Origin of the sequence: Streptomyces sp. NPDC005202 (assembly GCF_040608235.1) — a bacterium.
GTDB lineage: Bacteria > Actinomycetota > Actinomycetes > Streptomycetales > Streptomycetaceae > Streptomyces.
In genome coordinates this window covers 85,584-100,575 of sequence record NZ_JBEXHW010000003.1, presented here as the reverse complement: position 1 = coordinate 100,575, position 14,992 = coordinate 85,584, and the positions used below count along the sequence as shown (strand labels likewise).

Below are 14,992 nucleotides of genomic sequence, written 5' to 3'. Positions count from 1 at the left end.
AGGGGTGGTGAGCCTCGAAGGGGCTGCTGACCCTTAGATGAACTTCTGGCTCGCGAGGAACTCAGCGAGCTGCTTGCCGCCCTCGCCCTCGTCCTTGACGATCGTGCCGGCCGTGCGGGCCGGACGCTCGGCCGCCGAGTCGACCTTGGTGTGGGCACCCTCGAGACCGACCTCGTCGGCCTCGATCTCCAGGTCCTCCAGGTCCCAGGACTCCACCGGCTTCTTCTTGGCCGCCATGATGCCCTTGAAGGACGGGTAGCGCGCCTCACCCGACTGGTCGGTCACCGACACGACCGCCGGCAGCTGCGCCTCAAGCTGCTCGGAGGCAGCGTCGCCGTCACGACGGCCCTTGACCACGCCGTCCTCGACCGAGACCTCGGACAGCAGGGTCACCTGCGGCACGCCCAGGCGCTCGGCCAGCAGCGCCGGTACGACACCCATGGTGCCGTCGGTGGAGGCCATGCCGGAGATCACCAGGTCGTAGCCGGCCTTCTCGATCGCCTTGGCCAGCACCAGGGAGGTGCCGATGGCGTCGGTGCCGTGCAGGTCGTCGTCCTCGACGTGGATGGCCTTGTCGGCGCCCATGGACAGCGCCTTGCGCAGCGCGTCCTTGGCGTCCTCCGGGCCGACCGTGAGGACGGTGACCTCGGCGTCGCCGTCATGGTTCTCCGCGATCTGCAGGGCCTGCTCGACCGCGTACTCGTCCAGCTCGGAGAGCAGACCGTCCACGTCGTCACGGTCGACGGTCAGGTCATCGGAGAAGTGCCGGTCGCCAGTGGCGTCGGGCACGTACTTCACAGTGACAACGATCCTCAAGCTCACGCCGGCTCTCCTACTGCATCGTCATTTCTGAGCTGCCTTCTTGCAGGCAGCATAGGCGCCTGAAGCGGCCGATCCCGGTCGGGGCGACCCCGCGCTCCGTCCGGAATATTACTCGCCAGTACACCCAGTTCGTTTCCGCTAAGCAAGCGCTTTGAACTGTGACCTTCGCAACGCAGCGTAACCGGAACTCGACGGCTTCGCAGGAGAGACGGCGAGGTAAGCAGCCACGTGGCCAAGGAGCAGACGGATGCCGTCAGTAGCGCAGGGCGGTGTAGCGGCCCTGGTGGTAGAGCAGGGGGCGTCCGGTGCCGGTGGGGTCGCCGAGGACGACCTCGGCGAGCACAATGCGGTGGTCCGCCGCGGGCACCCGCCCGATGATCCGGCAGACCAGCCAGGCGAGGACGTCGTCGAGGACGGGGACGCCTTCGGGACCCTCGCGCCAGGCGGTGGACGCGCCGAAACGGTCGGCGCCGCTGCGGGCGAAGGTGGCGGCCAGCTCCTGCTGGTGCTCGCCGAGTACGTGGACGCCGATGTGGTCGGTGCCGGAGATCACCGGCCAGCTGGAGGCGCCGGTGCTGATGCCGAAGGAGAGCAGCGGAGGCTCGGCGGAGACGGAGGTGAGGGAGGTGGCGGTGAAGCCGACCGGCCCGGCGTCGCCGCGGGCGGTGATCACCGCGACGCCCGCCGCATGCCGCCGGAAGGCGGAGCGCAGCAGGTCGGGAGAGGCGAGCTGGGCAGTGCCGAGGCCGGAGGGGGCCGTCATGGAATTGTCCTTCTGCTGGTGGGGACGAGCGGATCCGGGGTTGCTCAACAGCCCGGACAACGTGCGCTCGCGGTGGGGGCGAGCGCCCCCGTTCGATGGAGTTCCCGCCCGAGAAGAAGGAGTTCCGAAGGCATACGATCAGGCTGACGATAGGTGGTGCGCACAGTCAAGTACGTCCCGGCATCTGGGAGATGGCTCACCGTCACCGGCACGACCGTCAAACCGCCTCTGCCAGGGCCGCGATGACGTCCGCCTTGCGCGGCTGACCGGTGGCGCGCCGCACGACCCGGCCGTCCGCGTCGAGGACCAGCACGGTGGGCGTCTTGAGGATGTCGAGCTCGCGCACGAGGTCCAGACGGGCCTCGGCGTCGATCTCGACGTGGGCGACCCCGGGAACCATTTCGGCCACCTCGCCGAGGACCCGGCGCGTCGCCCGGCAGGGGGCGCAGAAGGCGCTGGAGAACTGCACCAGCGTGGCGCGTTCACCGAGGCCCTCGCCCAACTCGGCCACACCGAGCCGCCTGCCCTCGTCGCGCCCGCGCACCCGCACTCTCCCGTTCCGCCGCCGATGCAGCACTCCGTAGGCGCTCGCCGCCGCGAGCACCACCACGCACACCACCAGTCCGGTCATCGCCTGCTTCAGCGTTCACGAGACTGCAAAGATTCCCGGCTTCCCGAATGAGTTTCCTCTGCGGAATGCTTGATTCATGGACATCGATGTGAGGGGGCCGCGCTTCGGGGCGGCCGTGACGACCGTCGTGCTGGCCGTGGTGCTGATCACCGGGAGCGCGTGGCTACTGGCCTGGCAGACCCTGGTGTTCGCGCTGGGCGCGGCGGGCGGCGTCGGCCGGTCGCCGTACGGCTGGCTGTTCCGGAAGGCCGTGCGGCCCCGGATCGGGCCGCCGACCGAGTTCGAGGCGCCCCAGCCGCCGCGGTTCGCGCAGGCGGTGGGGCTCGTGTTCGCCGGCCTCGGGCTCGTCGGATACGCACTGGGGCCGGCCTGGCTGGGGCTCGCGGCGACCGGCGCCGCGCTCGCCGCCGCCTTCCTCAATGCTGCGTTCGGGTACTGCCTGGGCTGCGAGATGTACCTGCTGGTCCGCCGGGTGGCGGTCCGCGCCGAGTAACGGGCGGCGGCAAAGCCCCGGGGGGCTCATTGGGCCGACGTGACGAGAATCTCGCCGTTGGCAGGCACCAGGACTGGCTCCCCGGCCGTTCTTCGGGCACGATCTGCGACAGGCCGCAAACCTACGGCTGCGTAACTTTCCCCGCCGGGAGTTCCCTTCCCAGGCAGAGAAGGAAGGGTCCATCCCGCCCATGGCAGAGCTTGTCTACCGCCCCGTCATCGGTCTCGCCCGCACGATGTTCAAGGTGTGGGACCTCAAGATCGACTGCCGGGGTTCGGAGAACATCCCGCGCTCGGGCGGCGCCGTGCTGGTGAGCAACCACATCAGCTACCTGGACTTCATCTTCAACGGGCTGGCGGCGCTCCCGCAGAAACGTCTCGTGCGCTTCATGGCGAAGGAGTCCGTCTTCCGGCACAGGATCTCCGGTCCGCTGATGCGCGGCATGAAGCACATCCCGGTGGACCGCACGCAGGGCGAGGCGGCCTACGCGCACGCACTGGACTCCCTGAGGTCCGGTGAGGTGATCGGGGTCTTCCCGGAGGCCACCATCTCGCAGTCGTTCACCCTGAAGAGCTTCAAGTCGGGCGCCGCGCGCCTGGCGCAGGACGCGGGCGTCCCGTTGATCCCGATGGCGGTGTGGGGCACGCAGCGCCTGTGGACCAAGGGCCACCCGCGCAACTTCAAGCGCAGCCACATCCCCATCACGATCCGGGTGGGCGAGGCGGTCGAGGCCCCCCGCGACCAGTACGCGGGCGCGATCACCCGCCGGCTGCGCGAACGCGTCCAGGACCTCCTCGAGGCCGCCCAGCGCGCCTACCCCGTACGCCCCAAGGGTCCGGACGACACCTGGTGGATGCCCGCCCACCTGGGCGGCACCGCCCTGACACCGGAGCAGCTGCGCACGGCCGAGGTGCACTGACCCCGCCCGGCCCTCGCCCCGCCGCGGCCGACAGGGTTCCCGGCCGTGAACAGCCCGCCGCGCCGACAGGTTCCCGGCCGTGAACAGCGAGCCTGCCGCCATCGGGCCGGCTCGGGTCGGCCGACCGCGCTACGGGGCCGGAACGATACGGCGCCGGTTCACACTGCAACCGCTCCGGCCTGCGGTGGGTTGGTCGCCGGCCGCGCGGCCGGCTCCTCACGGCGCCGGGGGACGGACCGTGATCCGCGCACCGGGACTGAACTTCTCCAACAGTTCGGCGAGTTCGGCGGCCGCCGCCTCCACGTCGGCGACCGGCATCGGCGCCAGGCTCTCCAGCAGGAAGATGCCCGAGGTGGTCTGCTCGGTGAGGCGGGTGCGCGGGCCCTGGCGCCAGTTCCAGCGCCGGCAGGTCACGCCGGCCTCGTCGCTCCACACCACCTCGCCGGCTTCGGGGTGTTCGACGACTTCCTCACCGCCGGCGACGGTCACGAAGTCCTCTGCGCCGGTGGCGCGCACCAGGCGCATGCCGCCCTGGATGCGGTGTAGGTCCTCTCCGCCGACGGGGATCAGGTGGGCGACGCTGATGGCGTTGTAGAGGTCGACGAGCACGTTGATGCGCGGCAGGCCGGCGTCCGACAGAGCCCGCCTGGCCAGCGCCTCGGCCGAGTTGCGGGTGCGTGACGGCTTGGAGCCGAACGCCGTGTAGACCTCGCGCCAGGCGGCCATGTGCGGGTCCTCGTGCGGGGCGCGCCCGTCCAGGCGTGCGGCGAGGCGGCGGGCCGCGTCGTCCAGCAGGGCGGAACTGGCCTCGGTGCTGGGCCCGTTGACCAGTCCGTGTGCCTCGACAGCGACGTGCGTGAAGCCGGGCGCGAGGGCGCGCACCTCGTCGGACACGGTGAGCGTGAGAGTCATCTGCCTGGCCTCAGAGTGCGGTGGGGAGGGTCTTCCACAACTGCGGCCGGTCGGACGCGGCCTTCAGGGCGCTCAGCACGACCGGGTGGGGTTCAGCGTACAGGACCGGATAGTCCACCTCATTGGACTTGGGGTCGGGCACCCAGGCCAGCCGCTCGCCACCGAGGGAGAACTGCGCGTCGACCCCGGGCTTGTTGCCACGCGAGTCCTGCCGGTGCCAGGCCCCGTTGAACCGCACGGCGACCAGTCCGTGCACCGCCCAGCCCGCGCCGTCGTCGTGCGCCAGGCGCTGGTAGCACAGCGCCGTCGCAATGTCCTCGGCCCGCAGCAGGGCGGCCAGCGCGTGCGCCTTGGCGTAGCAGATACCGGTGCGCTGTTCCAGGACGTCCGAGGCGCGCCAGGTGACGCGCAGGTCGCCGGAGTCCTGCGAGTGCGGGATGGTGTCGCGGACGAATTCGTAGGCGACGCGCGCATAGGCATACGATTCCGCCACCCCCTCGGCGAGGCGGGCGGCGGTCTCGCGTACGAGCGGGTGGTCATGGTCGATCACCTCGTCCGCGGCCAAATAGGCGGACAGGTCAGGGGTGTTCTGGATCAGCTCCATGCCCGCAGAGCATAGGAATGCGATCACCCGAGAGTCAATGACTTTTCGAGTGACCGCATAGCTATGCATCGACCGCTAGCGCGCCATCTCCTCCTTGAGTGCCGCCACGAACGCGTCTACGTCCTCCTCCGTCGTGTCGAAGGAGCACATCCAGCGGACGACACCCTCGGCCTCGTCCCAGAAGTAGAAGCGGAACCGCTTCTGCAGACGCTCGCTCACGTCGTGCGGGAGCCGGGCGAAGACCCCGTTGGCCTGGACCGGGTAGAGGATCTCGACGCCGTGCACCGCGCGGACGCCCTCCGCCAGGCGCTGGGCCATCTCGTTGGCGTGGCGGGCGTTGCGCAGCCACAGGTCCTTGGCGAGCAGGGCCTCCAACTGCACCGACACGAAGCGCATCTTGGAGGCGAGCTGCATGGACAGCTTGCGCAGGTGCTTCATGTGGCTGACGGCGTCCTGGTTGATGACGACGACCGCCTCGCCGAACAGCGCGCCGTTCTTCGTCGCGCCGAGGGAGAGGATGTCGACGCCGACCGCGTTGGTGAACGTCCGCATCGGGACGTTCAGGGAGGCGGCCGCGTTGGCTATCCGGGAGCCGTCCACGTGCACCTTCATCCCGCGCGCGTGGGCGTGCTCGCAGATCGCACGGATCTCGTCGGGCGTGTAGAGGGTGCCGAGCTCCGTGCTCTGGGTGATCGAGACGACCTGCGGCATCGCGCGGTGTTCGTCCTCCCAGCCGTACGCCTGCCGGTCGATCAGCTCCGGGGTGAGCTTGCCGTCGGGCGTGGGCACGGTGAGCAGCTTCAGGCCGCCCATGCGCTCGGGGGCGCCGCCCTCGTCGACGTTGATGTGCGCGCTCTCGGCGCAGATCACCGCGCCCCAGCGGTCGGTGACCGCCTGGAGCGCGACGACGTTCGCGCCGGTGCCGTTGAAGACCGGGAACGCCTCGGCCGTGGAGCCGAAGTGGCTGCGGATGATCCGCTGGAGGTTCTCGGTGTAGACGTCCTCGCCGTACGCGACCTGGTGCCCGCCGTTGGCCACGGCCAGGGCGGCGAGCACCTCCGGGTGTGCCCCGGCGTAGTTGTCGCTGGCGAAACCGCGCACCTGCGGGTCGTGACGGCGACGCGCATCGGTCCTGGGAGGGTTCACGGCTTCTCGGTCAGCCACAGACGTTTTCCGTTCACTTCCGCGGCGGGCTTGGTCCAGACGCCGGCGATGGCCTCGGCCAGGTCCTTGACGTCCGTGAAGCCCGCGAACTTCGCGTTGGGGCGCTCGGCGCGCATCGCGTCGTGCACCAACGCCTTCACCACCAGGATCACAGCCGCGGACGTCGGGCCCTCGGCACCCCCGGCCTTGCGGAAGTAGTCGGCCATGGCCAGCGTCCACGCCTCGGCGGCGGCCTTGGCCGCGGCGTAGGCGGCGTTGCCCGCGGTGGGCTTGCTCGCGCCCGCGGCGCTGATCAGGACGTACCGGCCGCGTTCACTGCGCTGCAGCGCCTCGTGGAAGGCGAGGGAGGTGTGCTGCACGGTGCGGATGAGCAGCAGCTCGAGGAGGTCCCAGTCGTCGAGATTGGTCTTGGTGAAGGTCTCGCCGCCGCGCCAGCCGCCGACGAGGTGCACGAGCCCGTCGACGCGGCCGAAGTCCTTCTCGATGTGGGCAGCCCAGTCGCGGGTGGACTGCAGGTCGAGCAGGTCCACCGTGTCCCCGGTGACGGTGGCGCCGCCGGACGCGTAGCGGGCCGCGTCCACGGCCTCCGAGAGCCGCTCGGCGTCGTTGTCCGAGCCGACGACGGTCGCCCCCGCCTCGGCGAGCCGCAGCAGCGTCGCCCGGCCGGCGGGTCCGCCCGCGCCGGCCACCGCGATCACCGCACCGCTCAGTGCCCCGTTCCCGTTCCCCATCTTCGCCTCCTGAGCAATGTTGTCACTGCGGTCGCTCACGCGGCGATCCGCTCGGCGCTGTCCGCCGTGATGCCCTTGGTGGAGGCGATCACGTTCTTCAGCTTCTTGGACAGTGCCTCGTAGAACATGCTCAGCGGAAACTCGTCCGGAAGCACGTCGTCGACGAGCTTGCGCGGCGGCTGGGTCAGGTCGAGGGCGTCGGGGCCCTTGGCCCACTTCGAGCCCGGGTGCGGGGCGAGGTAGGTGGAGACCAGCTCGTAGCCGGCGAACCAGTGCACCAGCTTCGGGCGGTCGATGCCGTCGCGGTACAGCTTCTCGATCTCGGCGCACAGCTGGTTGGTGACCTGAGGGGCGCGCTGCCAGTCGATGGACAGCTTGTTGTCCGTCCAGCGGACGACGTCGTGCCGGTGCAGGTAGGCGAAGAGCAACTGGCCGCCCAGGCCGTCGTAGTTGCGTACGCGTTCACCGGTGACCGGGAAGCGGAACATGCGGTCGAACAGCACCGCGTACTGCACGTCACGGGCCTGCGGGATGCCGTCGGCCGCCAGCTTCACGGCCTCCTTGAAGGCGGTGAGGTCGCAGCGCAGCTCCTCCAGGCCGTACATCCAGAACGGCTGGCGCTGCTTGATCATGAACGGGTCGAACGGCAGGTCGCCGTGGCTGTGGGTGCGGTCGTGGACCATGTCCCACAGCACGAAGGCCTCCTCGCAGCGCTTCTGGTCGTGGACCATCGCGGCGATGTCCTCGGGCAGCTCAAGGCCGAGGATGTCGATGGCGGCGGCGGTCACCCGGCGGAAGCGGGCGGCCTCGCGGTCGCAGAAGATGCCGCCCCAGCTGAAGCGCTCGGGCGCCTCGCGCACGGCGATCGTCTCGGGGAACAGGACGGCGGAGTTGGTGTCGTAGCCGGCCGTGAAGTCCTCGAACTTGATGCCGCAGAACAGCGGGTTGTCGTAGCGGGTGCGCTCCAGTTCGGCCAGCCAGTCCGGCCAGACCATGCGCAGCACGACCGCCTCGAGGTTGCGGTCCGGGTTGCCGTTCTGCGTGTACATCGGGAAGACGACCAGGTGCTGCAGGCCGTCCTTGCGGTTGGCGGCCGGCTGGAAGGCCAGCAGGGAGTCGAGGAAGTCCGGCACCTGGAAGCCGCCGTCGGCCCAGCGGCGCAGGTCCTTCACGAGGGCCTCGTGGTAGGCGGCGTCGTGCGGGAGCAGCGGGGAGAGCTCCTCGACGGCGTCGATCACGCGGCGTACGGCGAGTTCGGCGTCCGCGGGGTCCGGGGCACCCTCGGCCTCGAAGTCGATCGAGCCGTCCTTCGACTGCCATGGCCGGATCTGCTCCACGGCATCCTTGAGCACGGGCCACGCCGGGTGCTCCACCACCCTGGTCGCGGGAGGAACCTGCTCCTCCGGACCCACCTGCACAAGAATTTCCGTCATGTCCCATCCTCCACAGGAGAACCTCGCGTAAGAAGACCGTATACATACGAGGTTTCTCTCATCAAGGGGGCCTGCGGGAAATTTTCCTGCATGCGCCCATCGTCACCGCTCATTTTCCTGCCGGACACCCGGGCGGTGGCTACTTCCGCTACGCCGGTCGGGTGACGGGCGGCTCAGCGCACAGCGTCCGATTCCAGCCGCGGACGACGGCAGAACGGCGGTCCGGACCCTTGGTCAACCCCCGTAGGACTCGCCCACCCCGGAGTGACCGCACCGTGGCCCACGGCCCAGGTCCGCCCCAGCCGTCACCCCACTGCCCCGTGTACGCACGGGTTCATCCCCGGCCGGGGCCATTAGGCTGCGGCACTGCCGCGTGAACGACGATGTCCGTCCGGTCCGCGAGCACGCCGAGCCGACGTCGACGGAAGCGAGTTGAACCTTGAACTTCCTTACCATCGGTCACCGCGGAATCATGGGTGTCGAACCCGAGAACACCCTCCGTTCCTTCGTCGCCGCCCAGCAGGCCGGCCTCGACGCCATCGAACTCGATCTGCACCTGAGCAAGGACGGCGCCCTCGTCGTCATGCACGACGCCGACGTGGACCGCACGACCGACGGCAGCGGCCCGATCGCCGAGAAGACCCTGGCCGAGTTGCGCTCCCTGGACGCCGGGCGCGGGGAGCGGATCCCGGTCTTCGAGGAGGTCCTCGACGCCGTGCAGGCGCCGCTGCAGGCCGAGATCAAGGACGTGGCGGCGGCACGGGCGCTGGCCGAGGTCATGGACAGGCGTGACCTGGTCTCCCGGGTCGAGGTGTCCTCGTTCCACGACGAGGCGATCGCCGAGATCGCCCGCCTGGTGCCCGGCGTCCGTACCGCGCTGGTCGCCAGCCGCTACGGCACCGACGTCGTCGAGCGCGCCACCGCGGTCGGCGCGGGCACCGTCTGCCTCAACATCCGGCGGCTCACCCTCGAGGTCGTCGAGAACGCGCGCAAGGCGGATCTGAGGATCATCGGCTGGGTGGTGAACACGCTGGACCACCTGCGGCTCGTCCGCGCCCTGGAGCTGGACGGGGCGACCACCGACTACCCGGAGATCAAGCGCACCGGCCGCTTCACGGCCTAGCCGGTATCACCGGGCCGATGGCTGCACGAGCTCCTTGACCAGCAGCTCGAACTGCAGGTCGTCGCGCTGCGGAATGCCGAAGCGCTCGTCGCCGTACGGGAACGGGGTCATCCGTCCCGTACGGCGGTAGCCGCGGCGCTCGTACCAGGCGATCAGGTCGTCGCGTACGGAGATCACGGTCATGCGCATCTCCGTCACGCCCCAGGTCTCGCGGGCCTGCCGCTCCGCCTCCGCGATGACCAGCTTGCCAAGGCCCCCGCCCTGCAACGTGGGGCTGACGGCGAACATGCCGAAGTAGGCGTGGTCGCCGCGGTGTTCGAGCTGGCAGCAGGCGACCACGCGGCCGTCCCGCTCGACCGTCAGCAGCCGGCTGTCGGGCGACTTGATCACGGCGAGCACGCCCTCCGGATCGGTCCGCTGCCCCTGAAGGATGTCCGCCTCGGTGGTCCACCCGGCCCGGCTGGCGTCCCCGCGGTAGGCCGACTCGATCAGCGCGACCAGGGTGTCGACGTCTGCGTCGGTGGCGTCACGGAAGGTCAGGCCGGTGGCGGCGGTGTCCATGGGGGCATGCCTTTCGGTTCTCGGGCGCGGCTGAGCAGGGATGAGCGTAACGCTGGCACTAGGCTCCGGGTGCATGGTGCACGTACTCGGCAGCCGGATCCTGCTCCGCCCCACGGACCCCGAACGCTCCCGCGTCTTCTACGGCGAGCAGCTGGGCCTCGCCGTCCACCGCGAGTTCGGCACGGGAGAGGAGCGGGGCACCGTCTACTTCCTCGGCGGCGGCTTCCTGGAGGTCTCGGGGCGCTCCGATGCCCCGCCGTCCCCGGCCGTTCGGCTGTGGCTACAGGTGGAGGACGTGGCCGCGGCCCAGCAGGAGCTGCGGGCCAAGGGCGTCGAGATCGTCCGTCCGCCGGTGCGGGAACCGTGGGGGCTGATCGAGATGTGGGTCGCGGATCCGGACGGCATGCTCATCGTGCTCGTGGAGGTACCGGCCGACCATCCGCTGCGGTACCGCCCGGGGATCCAGTCCGGCTCCGGCACGGCCGCTGGGCCACCCTCGTGACCCATTCCCGGTACGTACGGCTCCAGCTGGCCACTGTCCGTGGTGGGGGCTAGCGTGCTGATGGGCGGGGTCGGCGTTTCCGGAGGAGTGCCATGAAGTTCGACAAGCCGGTGATCGGCGGGCCCTGCTGGGCGGAGCTCGGAACCAGCGATCTGGAGGCGGCCAAGCGGTTCTACACCGAGGTCTTCGGCTGGCGTGCTCGGACCGATCCCCGGCCGGAGGCGGGCGGCTACACCATCGCGCACGTCGGGGACGCGGCGGTCGCCGCGATCACCCCGCTGTACCAGGAGTCCCAGCCGGTCGCGTGGAACGTGTCGTTCGCCGTCGCGGACGCGGACGCGGCCGCGAACAAGGTGGTGGAGGCCGGCGGAACGGTGATCCACGGCCCGATGGACGTGTTAGACGAGGGCCGCTTCGCGGTGGCGCTGGACCCGTCCGGCGCGGCCTTCCAGCTGTGGCAGGCGCGGTCCTTCGCCGGCGCCGGCCTGTTCAACGCTCCGGGCTCGCTGGGCTGGGTGGAACTCGGGACCCGCGACATCAAACGGGCGCGGGACTTCTACACGACCGTGTTCGGCTGGAGCGTCAACGCCTCGGAGTGGTACACGCAGTGGGGCATGCACGGCCAGGACTTCGGCGGCGTGATGGCGATGGGCGACCGGTTCCCGGCCGACGTGCCGCCGCACTGGCTGCCGTACTTCGCGGTGGAGGACGTGGACACGACGACGGACGTCGCGGTGCGGGCGGGCGGCAAGGCCCTGTTGGAGCCCACCTCCGTCCCAGACGGCCCGCGCATCGCGGTACTGCGGGACCCGCAGGGCGCGGCCCTCGGCATCTACCAGGCCGGAGAGGAAGGCTGAGGCGCAGCGCCGTCAGGCGGCACGGCCGCAGCACGATCCGCCGCATCCCGGCTGGGCTGCCCGTACGGATGCGTGCGTCAATGGTCCGTCGCCCGTGGGATCGGCGAGATCCGAACGGCGGAGCTCAGATCCGTACCGCGCCCGGGCGGCCCTCCAGTCGGCCCAGCAACTCGCCCAGGAGTGCCGCCAGTTCGGCCTGCTGCCCGGTGTCCAGACCGGACAGGACGACTTTTTCGTAGGCGAGTTGTTCGGGCAGGATGCCGTCGACGAGGTCGCGTCCGGCGTTTGTGAGGCGAACGTGGGCGACGCGGCGGTCGCGGGTGTCGCCGCGCCGGTCCACCAGGCCGCGCTCGGTCAGCTGCTTGAGGCGCTTGGTGACGGCGGCCCCCGAGGAGAAGGTCTCGCGGGCCAGTTCGCTCGGGGTGAGCTCGTGTCCGGTGCGGCGCAGCGCGCCGAGCAGGTCGAACTCGGGACGGCTCAGCCCCGCCCGGCGCAGCGGGGCGTCCTCGGCCTGCTGGAGGAGGGCGGCGCAGCGGTTGATGCGGCCGATGATCTCCATGGGCCCGGTGTCCAGGCCGGGGTGGACGGCCCGCCACTGGCGGACGACGGCGGCGACGGTGTCGTCACGGGCGGCCGCGCCGGGGACAGGGGGCCGGCCGTCACGGGCCGGGACGCCTCGGGCGCCGCCGTTCGCGGCCGCATCGGACACCGCCGCGTCCGGCCCGGGTTCCCCGGCCGACGCCGTTCCCGCCGTGGCAGGCTCTCCCGGGTTCCGTTCGGTGGCTGTGGGCGCAGGGGGCCGGTCGTCACGGGCGGCCGCGCCGGGGACAGGGGGCCGGCCGTCACGGGCCGGGACGCCTCGGGCGCCGCCGTTCGCGGCCGCATCGGACACCGCCGCGTCCGGCCCGGGTTCCCCGGCCGACGCCGTTCCCGCCGTGGCAGGCTCTCCCGGGTTCCGTTCGGTGGCTGTGGGCTGCCCGTGCTCCGGCTCCTCGGCCACCCCGCCCCCCGTTGCCGGACGTCCGTTGGTCGCCGTCATGGCCGTATGTCCTCCGTCGTCATGCCCGTGGTCGCCAGGGTGTGCAGGCCCTGGCGTCGTACCGTCGCGGCGAGCGTACGGTGTCCGGACTGCTCGGTGAGCACGACCCGCTCCTGCGGCAGGGCCCGTTGCCACCACTCGCCGGACGCGGCGTCGACGGTGGCGCGCAGCTCGACGAGCGCGGCGGTCAGGCTGAGGCGGGCGGACTCCAGTGCGGCGGGCGCGGGGTGCGGCTCGGCGAGCAGGCGGGCGGCGTGTTCGCGGGCCCGGTCGACCGTGGTCAGGGCGTGCTCGATGCGGTCGCCGGCCCGTCGGTTGGTGACGGCGACGGCGGCCACGAAGCCGACCAGGGCGCCGACGAGGGTGTCCAAGGCCCGCTCGGTGATCAGCTCGCCCGGCTCGTGGTACCCGGCGAACTCGGTGATGAGCAGCGCCATCGGGGTCACGCAGACGCTGCCGAGCCAGTAGTTGCGGCCGATCAGCGCCTCGGCGCCGAAGTTGAAGGCCAGGCAGCACAGGACGAGCGCCGCCGCGCCGGCGTGCGCGAGCGGGACGACGGCCGCGAAGACGAGGACGCCGACGAAGTTGCCGACGACGCGCTGGACGCCCCGCCTCCAGGTGAGGGTGACGTTGGCCTGGTAGAGGGAGGCGGCGGTGACCAGGGCCCAGTACGGCCGGCCGACGCCGAGCGCGAGGGAGGCCCAGCCGGCGAGCGCGCAGCCCAGCGCGGTGCGTACCGCGATCGGGGTAAGCGGGCCGAGCCGGCTCCACCAGGGCCGGTGCGGGATGGTGATCTCGGCGTCGACGCCGAGGAGTTCGTCGGCGGCCGCCTCCGACTCGCCGGTCCGCGGGATCGGTTCGGTGCCGCACAGCTCGCGTGCCCACAGTCGAAGCCGCTCCGGGTCCGTGTCCGCGGGGGAGGCGAGAGCGACCTCGGCGCGCACGACGAGCCGTTCCAGGGCGCGCCGGGGCGCGGAGCGGGCGCCGGTGGACAGCAGCGCCTGCCAGGCGGCCTGCACGGAGGCGGCCGCAGCCGCACGGGCCCGGGCGTGGCCGTCGCCGGTGCCGCGGGTGGCGGCGTACGCGGCGGCGGCGTTCAGCGCGTGGGCGGTGGCGCGGCGCTCCGGGCCGTGCGGGCGGAGCAGTCCGGGTGCCATGCCGACCAGCCAGGCCCAGGCGCCCGCCCCGGCGGCCAGCGCCATGTGACCGGGGACCTGGCCGAGGGTCTGCGGGGCGAACAGGGAGGCGGAGCTGATGAAGGTGAGGACGACGTTCCCGGGCGGGCCGATGCGGGTCGCGTCGCACAGCACTTTCTGCCCGGCGGCCATCAGGGCGCCGACGGCGACCAGGACGACCGCGTCGCTGGTGAGCGAGGCCACGACCAGGGCGACGGCGAGACCCGCGAGCATCCCGAGCACCACCCAGAGCAGGGCGCGGGCACGGGCGGCGTAGGGACGGTTGTGGGCGTAGAGGGCGCAGAGCGAGCCGGCCATCGTGTACATGGCCAGGTCGAGCCGGCCGAGCGCGAGCAGCGTGAGGTTGGACGGGGCGATCGAGGCGACGACGCTCAGGGCGGGCTTGAACCAGATGTCCGAGGGGCGGCCGAGACGCAGCACGCCGGCGAGCGGGAGGCGGCGGGCGAGCCGGGTTCCGGGGGTGGGGGTCGCACTGCTCATTCCCATAAGCTTAGCAGGTGTTTTACTTGTAAAACATATTGCGGCCGTACGGCGTGACCTGCTGTGCTCCGCCGAGTGCTCCCCGCGTACACCCTTGCGCTCGCGTGCGCACCGCCAGCCCCGGGCATCCCTTGACCGACCGGCCGTCGAGCGGCGGTTTGGGACCGTCGAGCAGGGAGGTGGGCGTGCACGGACCGGCTTCGCCCGGCTGGCTGCTGGTCGCGCTGTGCGCGGCGACCGGGGCCTACTGCCTGCTGCGGATGCGCAGCACCGTCGAGGAACAGCGCCGCGCCGCGGGCGGCGAGGCAGTGATGGGCTTCGGGATGGGCGCCATGGCCGTGCCGACGGCGGTGTTCACCCCGCCAGCGTGGGCCTGGCCGGCCTACGCGGTGGTCTTCGGCACGGCCGCGCTGCACTCCCTGTGGTTGGCGCGGAGACGCCCGCACCATCTCCACCACCTTGTGGGGGCGTCGGCCATGGTCTACATGGCCGCCGTGATGGCCGCCTCGCCCGGCCCCCGTCATCACGTGCACGGCGGATCCGGGGTGCCCCTCCTCACCGGCGCGCTGCTGCTGTACTTCGTCGGGTACGTGCTGCTGTCCGGCGTCCGGCTCGTCCCCGCCGTGGCCGCGACCGCGGGCGGCGGTGCCGTGGGATGGGGCGACCGGCCGGAACTGGCGCGGGCGTGCCGGTTGTCGATGGGGATCGCCACGGTGGCCATGCTGCTGACCCTGTGAGGCCACGGCGGCCTGTACGGAACCG

Annotated in this window: 17 protein-coding genes; 6 read left to right on the top strand and 11 right to left on the bottom strand. The window is 71.4% G+C overall.

Features of this window, described 5'->3' with window-relative positions:
* Positions 1–33: 33 nt before the first annotated feature.
* The 3 genes from ABZV31_RS07120 to ABZV31_RS07110 form a co-directional block, all read right to left on the bottom strand.
* Complete coding sequence (locus ABZV31_RS07120) at positions 34–822, bottom strand: electron transfer flavoprotein subunit beta/FixA family protein (protein WP_355889282.1); 789 nt, start codon at positions 820–822, stop codon at positions 34–36.
* 253 nt (positions 823–1,075) lie between these two features.
* Entirely contained in the window at positions 1,076–1,585 is a 510-nt protein-coding gene (locus tag ABZV31_RS07115) for a flavin reductase family protein (RefSeq protein WP_355889279.1), read from the bottom strand.
* Between the two features lie 217 nt (positions 1,586–1,802).
* Positions 1,803–2,216, bottom strand: a complete 414-nt coding sequence (locus ABZV31_RS07110; RefSeq protein ID WP_355889276.1) for a thioredoxin family protein — start codon at positions 2,214–2,216, stop codon at positions 1,803–1,805.
* Positions 2,217–2,292: 76 nt separating this feature from the next.
* On the opposite strand from ABZV31_RS07110, the gene ABZV31_RS07105 reads away from it, so the two are divergent.
* Positions 2,293–2,709, top strand: a complete 417-nt coding sequence (locus ABZV31_RS07105; RefSeq protein WP_355889273.1) for a DUF4395 domain-containing protein — start codon at positions 2,293–2,295, stop codon at positions 2,707–2,709.
* A 190-nt stretch (positions 2,710–2,899) separates the two neighbouring features.
* The gene (locus ABZV31_RS07100) at positions 2,900–3,628 is read left to right on the top strand and encodes a lysophospholipid acyltransferase family protein (protein ID WP_355889270.1); all 729 of its coding nucleotides are present in this window, start codon (positions 2,900–2,902) and stop codon (positions 3,626–3,628) included.
* Positions 3,629–3,844: 216 nt separating this feature from the next.
* Here ABZV31_RS07100 and ABZV31_RS07095 read toward each other — a convergent pair whose 3' ends face one another.
* The 5 genes from ABZV31_RS07095 to ABZV31_RS07075 all read right to left on the bottom strand — a co-directional run bounded on the left by ABZV31_RS07095 (position 3,845) and on the right by ABZV31_RS07075 (position 8,472).
* Positions 3,845–4,540 (bottom strand): phenylalanine--tRNA ligase beta subunit-related protein, encoded by a 696-nt coding sequence (locus ABZV31_RS07095; RefSeq protein ID WP_355889267.1) that lies wholly within the window; start codon positions 4,538–4,540, stop codon positions 3,845–3,847.
* Positions 4,541–4,550: 10 nt separating this feature from the next.
* The gene (locus ABZV31_RS07090) at positions 4,551–5,144 is read right to left on the bottom strand and encodes a transglutaminase family protein (protein ID WP_355889264.1); all 594 of its coding nucleotides are present in this window, start codon (positions 5,142–5,144) and stop codon (positions 4,551–4,553) included.
* Positions 5,145–5,219: 75 nt separating this feature from the next.
* Complete coding sequence (locus ABZV31_RS07085; RefSeq protein ID WP_355889261.1) at positions 5,220–6,290, bottom strand: low specificity L-threonine aldolase; 1,071 nt, start codon at positions 6,288–6,290, stop codon at positions 5,220–5,222.
* Positions 6,287–7,039, bottom strand: coding sequence for an SDR family NAD(P)-dependent oxidoreductase (locus ABZV31_RS07080; RefSeq protein WP_355890053.1), 753 nt, complete (start codon positions 7,037–7,039; stop codon positions 6,287–6,289). Before ABZV31_RS07080 ends, ABZV31_RS07085 begins: the two co-directional genes overlap by 4 nt.
* Positions 7,040–7,074: 35 nt before the next feature.
* Positions 7,075–8,472 (bottom strand): DUF6421 family protein, encoded by a 1,398-nt coding sequence (locus tag ABZV31_RS07075; protein WP_355889258.1) that lies wholly within the window; start codon positions 8,470–8,472, stop codon positions 7,075–7,077.
* Positions 8,473–8,911: 439 nt separating this feature from the next.
* Between ABZV31_RS07075 and ABZV31_RS07070 the strand changes: the two genes are divergently transcribed.
* Positions 8,912–9,595 (top strand): glycerophosphodiester phosphodiesterase family protein, encoded by a 684-nt coding sequence (locus ABZV31_RS07070; protein WP_355889255.1) that lies wholly within the window; start codon positions 8,912–8,914, stop codon positions 9,593–9,595.
* Positions 9,596–9,601: 6 nt separating this feature from the next.
* On the opposite strand, the gene ABZV31_RS07065 is transcribed toward ABZV31_RS07070, so the two are convergent.
* Positions 9,602–10,156 (bottom strand): GNAT family N-acetyltransferase, encoded by a 555-nt coding sequence (locus ABZV31_RS07065; RefSeq protein ID WP_355889252.1) that lies wholly within the window; start codon positions 10,154–10,156, stop codon positions 9,602–9,604.
* A 73-nt stretch (positions 10,157–10,229) separates the two neighbouring features.
* On the opposite strand from ABZV31_RS07065, the gene ABZV31_RS07060 reads away from it, so the two are divergent.
* Together ABZV31_RS07060 and ABZV31_RS07055 are read left to right on the top strand one after the other, a co-directional pair.
* Entirely contained in the window at positions 10,230–10,658 is a 429-nt protein-coding gene (locus tag ABZV31_RS07060; RefSeq protein ID WP_355889249.1) for a VOC family protein, read from the top strand.
* A 92-nt stretch (positions 10,659–10,750) separates the two neighbouring features.
* A complete protein-coding gene (locus tag ABZV31_RS07055; RefSeq protein WP_355889247.1) occupies positions 10,751–11,515 on the top strand; it encodes a VOC family protein in 765 nt (254 codons plus the stop codon).
* A 124-nt stretch (positions 11,516–11,639) separates the two neighbouring features.
* Here ABZV31_RS07055 and ABZV31_RS07050 read toward each other — a convergent pair whose 3' ends face one another.
* Together ABZV31_RS07050 and ABZV31_RS07045 are read right to left on the bottom strand one after the other, a co-directional pair.
* Complete coding sequence (locus tag ABZV31_RS07050; protein WP_355889244.1) at positions 11,640–12,224, bottom strand: MarR family transcriptional regulator; 585 nt, start codon at positions 12,222–12,224, stop codon at positions 11,640–11,642.
* 326 nt (positions 12,225–12,550) lie between these two features.
* Positions 12,551–14,230, bottom strand: coding sequence for an FUSC family protein (locus ABZV31_RS07045; RefSeq protein WP_355889241.1), 1,680 nt, complete (start codon positions 14,228–14,230; stop codon positions 12,551–12,553).
* 185 nt (positions 14,231–14,415) lie between these two features.
* Between ABZV31_RS07045 and ABZV31_RS07040 the strand changes: the two genes are divergently transcribed.
* Positions 14,416–14,967: a DUF5134 domain-containing protein gene (locus ABZV31_RS07040; protein ID WP_355889238.1), complete on the top strand. Its 552-nt coding sequence runs from the start codon at positions 14,416–14,418 to the stop codon at positions 14,965–14,967.
* Positions 14,968–14,992 lie beyond the last annotated feature (25 nt).

What these genes read in the sequence shown, in the direction of transcription:
- ABZV31_RS07115 (WP_355889279.1), bottom strand. Translation starts at nt 1,585, where the DNA reads ATGACGGCCCCCTCCGGCCTCGGCACTGCCCAGCTCGCCTCTCCCGAC.
- ABZV31_RS07110 (WP_355889276.1), bottom strand. Translation starts at nt 2,216, where the DNA reads ATGACCGGACTGGTGGTGTGCGTGGTGGTGCTCGCGGCGGCGAGCGCC.
- ABZV31_RS07105 (WP_355889273.1), top strand. Translation starts at nt 2,293, where the DNA reads ATGGACATCGATGTGAGGGGGCCGCGCTTCGGGGCGGCCGTGACGACC.
- ABZV31_RS07100 (WP_355889270.1), top strand. Translation starts at nt 2,900, where the DNA reads ATGGCAGAGCTTGTCTACCGCCCCGTCATCGGTCTCGCCCGCACGATG.
- ABZV31_RS07095 (WP_355889267.1), bottom strand. Translation starts at nt 4,540, where the DNA reads ATGACTCTCACGCTCACCGTGTCCGACGAGGTGCGCGCCCTCGCGCCC.
- ABZV31_RS07090 (WP_355889264.1), bottom strand. Translation starts at nt 5,144, where the DNA reads ATGGAGCTGATCCAGAACACCCCTGACCTGTCCGCCTATTTGGCCGCG.
- ABZV31_RS07080 (WP_355890053.1), bottom strand. Translation starts at nt 7,039, where the DNA reads ATGGGGAACGGGAACGGGGCACTGAGCGGTGCGGTGATCGCGGTGGCC.
- ABZV31_RS07075 (WP_355889258.1), bottom strand. Translation starts at nt 8,472, where the DNA reads ATGACGGAAATTCTTGTGCAGGTGGGTCCGGAGGAGCAGGTTCCTCCC.
- ABZV31_RS07065 (WP_355889252.1), bottom strand. Translation starts at nt 10,156, where the DNA reads ATGGACACCGCCGCCACCGGCCTGACCTTCCGTGACGCCACCGACGCA.
- ABZV31_RS07060 (WP_355889249.1), top strand. Translation starts at nt 10,230, where the DNA reads ATGGTGCACGTACTCGGCAGCCGGATCCTGCTCCGCCCCACGGACCCC.
- ABZV31_RS07055 (WP_355889247.1), top strand. Translation starts at nt 10,751, where the DNA reads ATGAAGTTCGACAAGCCGGTGATCGGCGGGCCCTGCTGGGCGGAGCTC.
- ABZV31_RS07045 (WP_355889241.1), bottom strand. Translation starts at nt 14,230, where the DNA reads ATGAGCAGTGCGACCCCCACCCCCGGAACCCGGCTCGCCCGCCGCCTC.